This window comes from Amycolatopsis thailandensis, assembly GCF_042723255.1.
Taxonomy (GTDB): Bacteria; Actinomycetota; Actinomycetes; order Mycobacteriales; family Pseudonocardiaceae; genus Amycolatopsis; species Amycolatopsis thailandensis.
The window spans coordinates 1-10,836 of sequence record NZ_JBHXJK010000205.1; the positions used below are offsets into that span (position 1 = coordinate 1).

The following is a 10,836-nucleotide window of genomic DNA, read 5'->3' on the forward strand; positions in this document are numbered from 1 at the left end:
CGTCTGGGGGCTACAACCCCTACCCCCCCCCCACGACCAACGGGGCCGGTATTAGTATTGGACCCATGGTGCGAGTGCCGTTGACGGACGAGGAACGCGAACGCGGCGAGCGGCTGGGGCTGGCGCTCCGGGACGCGCGCGCGTCGGCGTCGCGGAGCATGGTCGAGGTCGCGGCGGAGGCCGGGATCTCGGTGGAGACGCTCCGGAAGATCGAGACCGGGCGGATCCCGACGCCCGCCTTCTTCACAGTGATGGCGCTCGCGGACGCCGTCGGACTGCCGCTGGACACGCTGAGGGCGGTCGCCGAAGGCAGTGCCGAGGACGTCGCCGAAGCGAGTTAGGCCGATCTCGCGTGATCAGAACCCGCACTCGCGTGATTGAGCACGGAACTCGCGTGATTGAGCACGGGACTCGCGTGTTTGGGGGCGGATCACGCGGGTCAGGGGTGCAGGGTGGCCAGGGCGTGGGCCCGGTCGTTCAGGTAGAGGAAGCCGTCGATCGGCAGGTCGAAGCTGTTCAGCAGGCTTTCCAGGGTCGCGTATTCGTCCACGGAGAGCCGCAGGTTCTCGGCCATCGCGTGCGCGACGAGGACGTCCGCCAGTTCTTCCCATTCGCCCGACCAGTGCAGGGTGCGATAGAAGGCCAGGACGTCCGGTGCGACGCGGTTGCCGAGCTGGTCGAGCAGGCTGTCGCCGAAGAAGCTGATGCGGCCGGCGGCGAGGTCGGCGACGGTCGGGTTCGCCGGATCCGCCGCGGTGTCGGGATTGCGGACCACGCCGGGGCCTGCGACCGGGTAGCCCGTCTTGACGTTGCCGTTGTCCTCGACCAGCACGATCAGATGCACGCCGTACCGTTCGCCGGCACAGCGCCAGCGGCCGTTGTACTGTCTGCGGCGCGGTTCACTCGGATCGTTCGCGACGTCCTTGATCACCGCGATGATCTGCTCGTCGGTCCAGCCCACGGGGAACTCGCTGGTCGCCCGCCGCCCGTTTCCCGGTGCGTGCCCGCCGCCCACTCGTGCTCCTTTCGTCGCATCGAGGGTAACCCGCGTTCGGCCTATCCGAATGATCCGAACGCGGGAACGGGTGACCTCAGCCGATCACGCTGAGCAGCACCGAGCCGACCACCAGCACGTCGACGCCCCGCATCGCCTGGAGAGCCGCGCCGCCGCCGCTGACGTCGTAGTTCATCGGCGGCCGGGTCGCCGTCCGCAAGGCGGCGACCACGGCGAGCGGGACACCCAGCCACACCGGCCACGCCGGGGTCACCCCGAGCGTCAGCGTCACCAAGCCGAGCAGCACTCCCCAGCCGAGGCCGAGCACGGCCACCACCAGGCCGTTGACCAGCCGCAACTCCCAGTCCGACGCGCCGAGCCACCGCCTGCGGCCGGGATTGCGCCGCAGTTCACCGAGCCCGCCGACGAAGGGCACGAGCGCCGCGTACGCGCCGACCGCGAACAGCGGTCCCGGCGGAACGGCGGGGAAGGCCAGGTGCCCGACACCCACCAGGCACGCGATCACCACGCTCGCCGACGCGTAACGCAGGCGCCCGAACACCCCGGCCAACGCCAGCCGCAGCGTCGTCGGAGGTCGCAGCGAAAGCCACGGCACCGGCTTCGACTCCGGGATCAGCAGCATCGGATCCATGAACACCGCGGCCATCGCCCGCAGCAGCCGCGCGTTCCAGCCGTCGACGAGTTCCTGGCGCCCGACCCCGGACATCGGCTCGCCGCCGAAGGCCACCGCCACCGCCACGACAAACAGCACCCCGGCCAGCACCTCGATCGCGATCGGGCCCAGCCCCGCGGCGGCCACCGCCAGCCCGGCCAGCGCCAGCACGACCGGCCCCGCGGTCTCCCCGCGGATCGCCGTCCGCCGCGCGGTGACGGCCGCCAGGATCGCCCCGGACGCGGTCAGCGCCGACATCGCGATCCATACGTCCTTCGACCCGCCACCGATCGCGGTGACCAGCACCCCCGTGTAGCCGACCACCAGGACCAGCCCGAGCCAAAGGGTCCACATCCGCTTCACGACGACGCGGCGCCTGTCGACGCTCGCGAAGTCCATCCACGTCAGTGCCGCCGGTTCGGCCCAGACGAAACCGCGGCGCAACAGGCTGCGCCAGAACATCGCGCACAGCACGACCAGCAGACCGAACACCGCCGGGAAGTCCACAGCGGACAGTCCGAAAAGGAATGAACGCAGCTTCGGGAGGTTCTCGAACGCGGTGAACAACGCGCCGAAACCGAACAGCGCCAGGAAAGTCTGGTAGTCCCCGTTGAGCAGCCCGCCGAATCGCTGTCGTCCCGGAACACGCGTGGGGGCTTTGGTGCTCACCACAACTCGAGGGTCGAGTCGGCCGCTTCGAGCAGCGGGGGATGGTGCGTGGCCACGACGACGGCCGCCCCGGCCTTGGTCGACCGCGCGATCAGCGACGTCAGCCATTCCTTCCCGGCGACGTCGAGCGCCCGTTCGGGCTCGTCGAGCAGCAGCACGTCGTGCGGCCGCGCCGTCGCGCCGAGGAGCAGCAGCCGACGGCGCTGCCCGGCCGAGAACTTGCCCGCGGTGACCTTCGCGCGTTCGGACAATCCCGCGTCGGCCAGCAAAGCCTCGTGGTCGCCGAGATCGGCTCCGAACGAACCCTCCAGCAATTCGAGATGCTGGAGCGGGGTCAATTCGGCGAAGAAATCGGAATCGTCGAACAACACGGAAACCTTGCGGCGAAAGGAGACATCGCGTTCATCGGGCTTTCCGCCCGCGACGACGACCCGGCCCCGCTGCGCGGCCTGCGTCCCGTAAAGGCACCGCAGCAGCGTCGATTTCCCGACCCCGTTCGGGCCGACGATGACCGCGCATTCGCCCGCCTCGACCTCGAAATCGAGGCCGTCGAACAACCAGTGCTCCCCGGCTTGGACACCGAGCCCGCGTACGTCGATCATCGGCCGCGCAACAACTCGATCACCGGCGCGAACGCGTCCATGTTGTGCTCCAGCACGGTGAAATAGCCGAAGCCGAATCGCTCGCGATGCGCCAGGATCTGTTCCGCGATCTGCTCGTGCGTGCCGACCAGGGCGGTCGGCAGTTCGGCGAGCTGTTCGACCGTGAGCTTGCCGTCGAGCAGCTCCCGCAGGCTCTCCAGCCCCTCTTGCCGGTCTTCGACCACGGCGATGAAGTGCGGGAGGATGTTGAATTCGGCTTCGCGGCCGTTCAGTTTCCCGCGGACGAAATCCACCCGCTCTTCGATGCCGGCCGCGTCATCGGGTACGAGCGCGCCGCCGTCGGGAACGGCCGCCGTGCCGGTGAACCCGATGATGTCGGCGTGTTCGGCGGCGAGCGTGAGCAACCTGTCGCCGCGGCCCGCGATCATCAGCGGCGGGCCCGGCTTCTGCACCGTGGGCGGTTTGTGTTTTTCGTCGGCATAGAGCCGGTTGAGCTCTTTGATGGTGTTTTCGAGGTGGTCGACGCGCTTTCCGGCGCGGGGGAACTCCATCCCCGCCGCTTCGAATTCGGCCTTCACGTAGCCGGCCCCCAGGCCGAGCTCCAGCCTGCCCTCGGTGAACTGGTCCGTGCCGGTGACGTCGCGGGCCAGCAGCACCGGGTTGTAGAACGCGGTGTTGATGACGAAGGTGTTGAGGCGCGGGCGGCTCGTCACCTCGGCGGCGAGCACGAGCGCCGGGAACGGCGGTGCCATGCCGAGGTGGTCGGCCGCGCCGATGACGTCGAAGCCGAGATCCTCGGCCTTGCGGCATTTGCCGACCCAGGCGGCCCGGGTGTCCGGGACGACCATGTTGACGCCGAATTTGACCATGCGCCCACGTTACCCAGCGCGAAAGAGTAAATCCTCATCCCCAGGAACGACCCTGGGGATGAGGATTTGCTCCGGTGCTCGTACTAGCCGAGGCGCTGCTTCAGCGCGTCCAGCTCGTCACGCAGCGAAGACGGGACCTTGTCGCCGATCTTCTCGAACCACTCTTCGATCAGCGGCAGTTCCTTGCGCCACTCGTCGGCCGAGACGTCCAGGGCGGCCTGGATGTCGGCGAGCGGCTCCGCGAGGCCGTCGGTGTCGAGGTCCTCGGCGGACGGGACGAAACCGACCGGGGTCTCGTTCGCGTTGCCCTTGCCCTCGACGCGGTCGATGACCCACTTCAGGATGCGCGAGTTCTCGCCGAATCCCGGCCACAGGAAGCGGCCGTCGTCGCCACGGCGGAACCAGTTGACGTAGAAGATCTTCGGCAGCTTGTTCGCGTCGGCGTTCTTGCCGAGGTCCAGCCAGTGCTTGAAGTAGTCACCGGCGTGGTAGCCGAGGAACGGCAGCATGGCCATCGGGTCGCGGCGCACGTTGCCGACCGCGCCGGCGGCGGCCGCGGTGGTCTCCGACGACATGGTGGCGCCCATGAACACGCCGTGCTGCCAGTCGCGGGCCTCGTTCACCAGCGGAACGGTGGTCTTGCGGCGGCCGCCGAACAGGATCGCCGAGATCGGCACGCCCTGCGGGTCGTCCCACTCCGGCGCGAGGATCGGGCACTGCGACATCGGCGTGCAGTAGCGCGAGTTCGGGTGCGCGGCCTTCTCTTCCGACTCCGGCGTCCAGTCCTGCTTCTTCCAGGAGGTGGCGTGCGCGGGCTTCTCACCCATGCCCTCCCACCAGACGTCGCCGTCGTCGGTGAGCGCGACGTTCGTGTAGACCGTGTTGCCCTTTTCGATGGTGCGCATCGCGTTGGGGTTCGTGTGCCAGTCGGTGCCCGGCGCGACGCCGAAGAAGCCGAACTCGGGGTTCACCGCGTACAGGCGGCCGTCCTCGCCGAACCGCATCCACGCGATGTCGTCGCCGAGGGTCTCGGCGCGCCAGCCGGGGATGGTCGGCTGGAGCATCGCGAGGTTGGTCTTGCCGCAGGCGCTCGGGAACGCCGCCGCGACGTAGTGGACCTTGTCCTCCGGCGAGATCAGCTTGAGGATCAGCATGTGCTCGGCCAGCCAGCCCTCGTCACGGGCGATGACCGAGCCGATGCGCAGCGAGTAGCACTTCTTGCCCAGCAGCGAGTTGCCGCCGTAGCCGGAGCCGTAGCTCCAGATCTCGCGGGTCTCGGGGAAGTGCGAGATGTACTTGGTGGTGTTGCACGGCCAGGAGACGTCCTTCTGACCCGGCTCCAGCGGCGCGCCGACGGAGTGCAGGGCGGGGACGAACGAGCGCTCGGTGCCGTCCTCGGTGACGAACTTGTCCAGCGCGGCCTTGCCGGCGCGGGTCATCACGCGCATGGAGGCGACGACGTAGGCGAAGTCGGTGATCTCGATGCCGAGCTTGGGGTCTTCCGCACCGAGGGGGCCCATGCAGAAGGGGATGACGTACATCGTGCGACCGCGCATGCACCCGCGGTACAGCTCGGTCATCGTGGCCTTCATCTCGGCCGGGTCCATCCAGTTGTTGGTGGGACCGGCGTCTTCTTCGTCATCCGAACAGATGAAGGTGCGCTCTTCGACGCGGGCGACGTCGTTGGGGTCGGAGGCGGCCCAGTACGAGTTGGGCTTGGCGTCGAGCTGCACGAACGTGCCGGCGGAGACCAGTTCGGCGTTGATGCGCGCGGCCTCTTCGTCGGACCCGTCGACCCACACCACGCGGTCCGGAGTGGTCAGTTCGGCGACCTCCCGGACCCAGGACAGGACGCCACTGTGCGTCGTCGGCGCTTTTTCCAGTCCAGGGATGGCGACTGCGGTCATCTCTACTCCTGACTTCCGACGGCAGAAGCCCACATCGGGAACGACGCTGTTCCGATGCGGGCTTCGATGCCGGCGACCGAATGGCTTCGCACACCGGCGGGAAGACCGGTGTGCAGGTTTTGGGATTCCCCGAGAGTAGCCGGATGACCGGCAGGTAACCGAGAGCTGACCTGTCGGTTCTCTCACAAGAACGATAAGGGAATCGATTCAGTATCACCGGAATGGGCCATACGCAGAAATTCTTCCGGTGATCGAAAGCACAACCTCGGGGCATCCGCAGCGCGAATCGGACATGGGAAAGCCCGGCACGAGGTCTCGTACCGGGCTGTTCTGTGACCAGGATTACACGAATTGGCCCATCGAAATGGACTAAACCATTCTTCTATTGGTTTAGTCCATTTCAGGATTTAGTTGGGACTGATCCACTGGCCGGTGGCGGAATCGATCTTCGCCACTCCTTCGAGTGTTTCGGTGCCCGCGCCGCCCCAGGCCGCGTCGCCCGCGGGGTCGCCCTCGGCGGCCGCCGGGGTGTTCGCGAAGGCCGAGCCGATGTCCTCATTGACCACACCGCTGCCGGTCTCGGTCCACTGGCCGGGTCCGGTGTGCTCGTAGGTCTTGGAGTTGCCGGAGGCGTCGGTCTCCACCGCGATGTCGGCGTTGCCGTCACCGTCCTTGTCGGTGAAGGCGATCGTGCGACCGTCCTGGGTCTGGACGACGGCGGTGTCGGGATTGCCGTCACCGTCGGTGTCGATCGTCGCGGGGCCGACCTCGACGTCTCCACTGGGCATGTCGGCGTGCATGGTGCCGCTGGTGCCCGCGTCCGAACCGTCGTCGTGGCCGCCGCCACCGGCCTCGACCCAGGCACCGGAGGCCTCGTCGTAGACGGCCTCCTGGACGACCTTGCCGTTCTCGTCGAGCACCGCGTACTGATCGGCCTCGCCGTCGCCGTCGGTGTCGACGAACGCCTGACCGGTGCCGTCGTCGTGCTGGATGACGGCCGCGTCGTTGACGCCGTCCTTGTCGAGGTCGTAGTTGAGCTCGGCCTGGTACTCCTCGCCGTCAACGTGGACCGTGACCGCCTCCGTGGAGCCCGCCTCGGTGTCCGTGCCGCCGCTCTCGTCGACCCACATGGGATAACCCCCTCGTTGACCTGCTGGTGTGTCGAAGCTTATGACTCACCGTAGGCCCGTTCGGTTCCGGTGGCTACTTCGTGAGGACGACACCGATCAGGAAGACCAGTCCGACGACGAGGACGAAAATCCCGACGATGCCGAGCAGGACTCCGAGGATCAGCTTCTTGCGGCGCCTCGGATCACGAACGGCCTCGCTCAGCCGTTGCAGCTTCGCGGGAAACCCCTTCTGAGGCGGCAGCGGAGGGAACGGGCTTCCCGCTGGTCCCGGCGGCGGGAACTGCTGCCCGAAGGGCGGCTGCCGCGGGTAGGGCTGCTGGCCGTACGGAGGCTGCTGCTGTGGCGGCTGCTGTCCGAAAGGCTGCTGTGGTCGCTGGGGAAAGGTCACGCTTGATTGTCGCGCAGTGACCGAATGCGACCGAGGAGGGCTTCGGCGCGGTCTCGGCCGTCGGAGACGTCCTTCAATCGCTTCGCGACGATCGAGATCTTCTTCGCCCGTTCCTGCGCGCCCATCTTGATCGTCTTGTCGACTTCCTTCAGCTCCGCCTCGATCGCGTCGATGCGGCGGCCCAGGGCTTCGTCGAGCGCCATCGACAGCTGCTGTTCGGCTTCGATCAGCTGCTCCGCGACGAGCTGGTCCAACGTGGACCGCGCGTCGGCGATCGCTTCGACCAGCCACTGCTTCATGTGCTGCTTGTCCGACGCGTGCTTGCGGGTCCGCGCCATCCACCAGCCGGCGCCGAGGCCGATGATGATCGTCGCGGGCAGGATCACCGGGTTCAGGATCGCGACGCCCGCCAGCGGCAGCGCGGCGACCTTCCCGGCGCCGAGACCGCCGGAAACCCCCATGAAGATGAGCAGTTTGTCCTCGGCCGTCGGCGGTTTCTTGTCCGGCGGGCGCAGGACGACCGGCGGGCCGCCCGCCCTGGCGAACTGACCGCGGATGATGTCGAGCTCCTCGGCCGAGAACAGCTCGGCGAGCGCGACGTTGGTGACCTGGTTGAGCCGCTGGGAGAGCAGCATCGAGATCCGCTGCGACGTCGTCTGCAACGCGATGTCGACCTGCTGGGGCAGCGCGGCGAGATCGTCGCGCTTCGAGCCGTCGATCCGCTGCCGGAAATGCGTCGACGCGTCGCGCATCTGCCTGCTGGTCTCGTGCCCGACCTCGACGCGGGTCCGCTGGATCTCGGCGCGCAGTTTCAGCTGCCAGCCCCGGGTCGAAGACCGGCGTTCGGTGCTCAGGTCGTCGCGGCGCTGGCGCAGCTGTTCCGCTTCGGCCTCGCCGGCGGACAGCGCACGGCTCTCCGCCTGCGCCTTCGCCTTGAGCTCGGCGAGCGCGCTCGACAGCGCTCGCAGGGTGTTGGCCTCGCCCAGCATCGCCGAGCGGCCGACCAGCATCTCCTGCAACGCGCCCTGGAGCGCGGCGATCCCGGCCTTCTCGCGCAGCATCATCGCCATCTGCTCGTTCGGGGCCTTGGCCGCCGTCTCGAACATGCGCGCGGACACCGGGTGGAACACCGCGTCGGCGAACCGGGGCGCGTGCTCGGCGAGCAGCCGCCGGTCGGCTTCGAGGACCTCGCGCCAGCCGCGGAACTGGTCGGTCTTGGTGAGGGCGAACAGCACGGTCTCGACGCGCTCGCCCATGTCGTGCAGGAATTGCAGCTCCTGCGCGGTGAACGGCGACGAGGCGTCCACGACGAACAGCAGCGCGGTGGCGCCGGCGGCCGCCTCCTTCGCCAGCTCGCCGTGCATCGAGTCGAGCCCGCCGACGCCCGGCGTGTCCACAATGGACACGCGTTCGAGCAGCGGGACCGGACCGGAGACCTCGACATAGCGCGGCGGGATCTGCCCTTCCGGCAGTTCGTGCGCGGCCGAGACCCAGTGGATCAGGTCGTTGAGGTTGATCGGCACCGGCGCCAGCTGGCCGGGGTAACAGGCCTGCGCGGACCACTGCTCGGCGTGCTCGAAGACGAGGTACGTCGCTGTGGCGACGTCGGCGTCCACAGGGGACAGTCCCGGCATGGAGAGGAGCGCGTTCACGAGCGAGCTCTTGCCGCGGTTGGTCTCGCCGACCACCACGACCGACGGCTTCTTCGGCCGCGCCTTCCGGATGTCCTCGACCCATTTCGCGGCCTGGGGATCGGCTTCGCGGACGACGGTGAGGAGCTGTTCGCGCGTGCTCTTGACGAGGGCCGGCAGGTTGGCCGCCGCGCTCGGAGCGGTCACTGGGCCTTCTTCGCGTAGACGATGACGATCGGCGCGCGCAGGACGCGGTCGTGATCGGCGAAACCGACGACCTCCGTCTCCGCGACGAGCCCTTCGAGCGCCGGGTCCTCGGTGGCGACCGCGCCGCCCGCCTCGTGCACGGCGGGGTCGAACCGCTCGCCGTCCGGACGCAGGGCACGGACGCCGATCCCGGCGAGACCGTGTTCGAGCCGCTCGACGACACCGCCGCTGCGGGCGCGATCGAGGGCGTACAGGCAGAGCTGGATCAGCGCCTGCCTGTCGGCGAGAGCCTGTTCGAGGTCGGCCGGACCCGTGGTCGTGGACTCCACATCGGTGTTCGACGCGGCTTCGGCGGCCTCGGTTCCCTCGGGCGGCGAAGTCTCCCCGTCGACCTCGGCGATGATCGCCGCGATGTTCACCGCGGAGATCTGGCCGGTCGGCACGTCGTCAGGATTCTCCTCTTCGACCGCCTTCTTGCGCAGCCAGGCACCCACCGAATCGACCCCCGTTACTGGTGTCCCGGGCCGACCGATCAGCCCGGGGAGATTTCACCAGTGTCGGACACCCGGCCGCCCGCCGGGGGCGAAATCGGCAGAACGGGGCGGAGGAATCTGATGAGAAGCACCTTCAACACCGCCAGTTCCGCGGCCGGGTCGAGGTCCGGCTCCAGAATCACGCGGGAGAGCGGCGCGTCGATCAGCGCGACGAGCCAGCTGGCCGCCGTCTTCGGGTCGAGGCCGGGATCGATCCGGCCCGCTTCCACCGCGCGCTTCACCAAGCCGATCAGGGCGTCACGCAGGGCTCGGTCGTTGCCCTGGACGAGTTCGGCCAGCTCGGCGTCGCGGGCGCACTGGGCGGCGACTTCCAGGACGAGCCTCGCCGCCATCGGGTTCAAGAGCTGTTCGGAGACGGTGAAGAGGACGTGGAGGATCGCCTCCCACGGATCTGCGAGCTCATGGGCGGCCGCGATCAGGGCCGCCGTCTCGTCGCCGTCCTGCTCGAAGATGCCGACGAACACCGCGCGCTTGTTCGGGAAGTAGTGGAACAGACTGCCGGTGCTGATCCCCGCGGTACGGCAGATCTCCGCCGTCGTGGTCTTCTCGAAACCCTTCTCCGAGAAGCACCACGCGGCGGCGTCGAGGATGGCGCGGCGTTTCGCCTCGTGCTTGGCCGGGTCGACCGTCCTCATTTCACCGCCGGCGGTTCCGCGTGCCAGGGGTAGCCGTGCTCGGTGAAGGCCTTGGCGACGGCTTCACGGTCGACGTCCCCCTTCTGCCGCGCCAGTTCGCGGCCGTCCGAGGCGAGGAGGACGAGCTCCTTGCCGTCGAGGAAGACCGCCTGGAGCTTGGCTTCGTAAGCGCGGCTGCGGCCCTTGGTGGTCAGCGTGACGCGGGTGGGCGTCACCTTGACGATCAGCCGCTCGTGCGCCCAGACCGCGGCGAACGCCAGGCCGAGGACCACGCCCACGCCGAGTCCGGTGACCAGACCCCAGGGGCTGGGCATGTCCGAGACGAGCTGGAACGGGCCCTTGAACGGGACCCAGCTCAGCGAGGCCACCCAGCCCGAGATCGACTGGAGGAACCAGCCGAGGGCGGCGCCCAGCAGCGGGCAGCCGAGCCAGGAGGCGGTGCGCAGCCACTGGGGCTCGTCGACGATCGTTTCCATGGTGCCCATTATTAGACCGAGCGCTCGGTTTATCAATCCGGGGTGCACGAGGCCGCGTTTCGTCCTCTGGATGCGGTAGTTGGCAACGCGAACTACCGCAT

At 68.4% G+C, this 10,836-nt stretch carries 12 protein-coding genes; 1 reads left to right on the top strand and 11 read right to left on the bottom strand.

The features are described from left to right. Positions 1–65: 65 nt before the first annotated feature. Positions 66–341 carry a helix-turn-helix domain-containing protein gene (locus ACFWMR_RS40510; RefSeq protein WP_093935006.1) on the top strand — a complete coding sequence of 92 codons (276 nt, stop codon included), beginning with the start codon at positions 66–68 and terminating at the stop codon, positions 339–341. Between the two features lie 98 nt (positions 342–439). Here the strand turns inward: ACFWMR_RS40510 and ACFWMR_RS40515 are convergent, their stop codons facing one another. The 11 genes from ACFWMR_RS40515 to ACFWMR_RS40565 all read right to left on the bottom strand — a co-directional run bounded on the left by ACFWMR_RS40515 (position 440) and on the right by ACFWMR_RS40565 (position 10,735). Beyond that, positions 440–1,015, bottom strand: a complete 576-nt coding sequence (locus ACFWMR_RS40515; protein ID WP_093935005.1) for an EndoU domain-containing protein — start codon at positions 1,013–1,015, stop codon at positions 440–442. A 76-nt stretch (positions 1,016–1,091) separates the two neighbouring features. Further along, a complete protein-coding gene (locus ACFWMR_RS40520) occupies positions 1,092–2,339 on the bottom strand; it encodes a hypothetical protein (protein ID WP_378382226.1) in 1,248 nt (415 codons plus the stop codon). After that, the gene (locus ACFWMR_RS40525) at positions 2,333–2,938 is read right to left on the bottom strand and encodes an ABC transporter ATP-binding protein (protein ID WP_093935003.1); all 606 of its coding nucleotides are present in this window, start codon (positions 2,936–2,938) and stop codon (positions 2,333–2,335) included. The genes ACFWMR_RS40520 and ACFWMR_RS40525 overlap by 7 nt, the downstream gene beginning before the upstream one ends. Then, positions 2,935–3,807 (bottom strand): LLM class F420-dependent oxidoreductase, encoded by an 873-nt coding sequence (locus ACFWMR_RS40530; protein WP_093935002.1) that lies wholly within the window; start codon positions 3,805–3,807, stop codon positions 2,935–2,937. The genes ACFWMR_RS40525 and ACFWMR_RS40530 overlap by 4 nt, the downstream gene beginning before the upstream one ends. Positions 3,808–3,890: 83 nt before the next feature. Then, on the bottom strand, positions 3,891–5,714 hold the full coding sequence (locus tag ACFWMR_RS40535; RefSeq protein ID WP_378382227.1) for a phosphoenolpyruvate carboxykinase (GTP): 1,824 nt from the start codon (positions 5,712–5,714) through the stop codon (positions 3,891–3,893). 407 nt (positions 5,715–6,121) lie between these two features. Then, complete coding sequence (locus ACFWMR_RS40540; protein WP_093935000.1) at positions 6,122–6,844, bottom strand: hypothetical protein; 723 nt, start codon at positions 6,842–6,844, stop codon at positions 6,122–6,124. A 73-nt stretch (positions 6,845–6,917) separates the two neighbouring features. Next, on the bottom strand, positions 6,918–7,232 hold the full coding sequence (locus tag ACFWMR_RS40545; RefSeq protein WP_378277773.1) for a hypothetical protein: 315 nt from the start codon (positions 7,230–7,232) through the stop codon (positions 6,918–6,920). Continuing rightward, positions 7,229–9,070 (bottom strand): dynamin family protein, encoded by a 1,842-nt coding sequence (locus tag ACFWMR_RS40550; protein ID WP_093934998.1) that lies wholly within the window; start codon positions 9,068–9,070, stop codon positions 7,229–7,231. Before ACFWMR_RS40550 ends, ACFWMR_RS40545 begins: the two co-directional genes overlap by 4 nt. Next, a complete protein-coding gene (gene grpE / locus ACFWMR_RS40555; protein WP_093934997.1) occupies positions 9,067–9,564 on the bottom strand; it encodes a nucleotide exchange factor GrpE in 498 nt (165 codons plus the stop codon). The genes ACFWMR_RS40550 and grpE overlap by 4 nt, the downstream gene beginning before the upstream one ends. Positions 9,565–9,602: 38 nt before the next feature. Then, positions 9,603–10,259, bottom strand: coding sequence for a TetR/AcrR family transcriptional regulator (locus tag ACFWMR_RS40560; protein WP_378382228.1), 657 nt, complete (start codon positions 10,257–10,259; stop codon positions 9,603–9,605). Further along, entirely contained in the window at positions 10,256–10,735 is a 480-nt protein-coding gene (locus ACFWMR_RS40565; protein WP_378382229.1) for a YqeB family protein, read from the bottom strand. The genes ACFWMR_RS40560 and ACFWMR_RS40565 overlap by 4 nt, the downstream gene beginning before the upstream one ends. Positions 10,736–10,836 lie beyond the last annotated feature (101 nt).

What these genes read in the sequence shown, in the direction of transcription:
- ACFWMR_RS40565 (WP_378382229.1), bottom strand. Translation starts at nt 10,735, where the DNA reads ATGGAAACGATCGTCGACGAGCCCCAGTGGCTGCGCACCGCCTCCTGG.
- ACFWMR_RS40540 (WP_093935000.1), bottom strand. Translation starts at nt 6,844, where the DNA reads ATGTGGGTCGACGAGAGCGGCGGCACGGACACCGAGGCGGGCTCCACG.
- ACFWMR_RS40530 (WP_093935002.1), bottom strand. Translation starts at nt 3,807, where the DNA reads ATGGTCAAATTCGGCGTCAACATGGTCGTCCCGGACACCCGGGCCGCC.
- ACFWMR_RS40525 (WP_093935003.1), bottom strand. Translation starts at nt 2,938, where the DNA reads ATGATCGACGTACGCGGGCTCGGTGTCCAAGCCGGGGAGCACTGGTTG.
- ACFWMR_RS40560 (WP_378382228.1), bottom strand. Translation starts at nt 10,259, where the DNA reads ATGAGGACGGTCGACCCGGCCAAGCACGAGGCGAAACGCCGCGCCATC.
- ACFWMR_RS40535 (WP_378382227.1), bottom strand. Translation starts at nt 5,714, where the DNA reads ATGACCGCAGTCGCCATCCCTGGACTGGAAAAAGCGCCGACGACGCAC.
- ACFWMR_RS40510 (WP_093935006.1), top strand. Translation starts at nt 66, where the DNA reads ATGGTGCGAGTGCCGTTGACGGACGAGGAACGCGAACGCGGCGAGCGG.